1 protein-coding gene is annotated in these 275 nt (G+C 70.5%); it reads left to right on the forward strand.

The window, feature by feature from the left end; genetic code table 11:
* Window positions 1-275: zinc ribbon domain-containing protein (locus tag ACWJ6R_RS38250; protein ID WP_449066835.1), on the forward strand; the 275-nt coding region annotated here is incomplete at both ends.

Genomic DNA, 275 nt, shown 5'->3' on the forward strand with positions numbered 1-275 from the left:
CATCGTGCTGGAGGACCTGAACGTGCGCGCGATGACCGCGTCGGCGTCCGGCACGGTGGATGCGCCGGGCACCCGGGTGGCGCAGAAGTCGGGGCTGAACAAGGCGATCTCGGACAAGGGCTGGCACGGGCTGGAGGTCGCGGTGCGCGCCAAGGCCCGCTACACCGGCAGCGTCATCGACAAGGTTCCGGCCGCGTACACGTCCCAGACGTGCTCGGTTCCGGCCTGCGGGCGGGTGGATGCGAAGAGCCGCGAGAGCCAAGCGGTCTTCCGCT

It is taken from the genome of Planomonospora algeriensis, assembly GCF_977012225.1.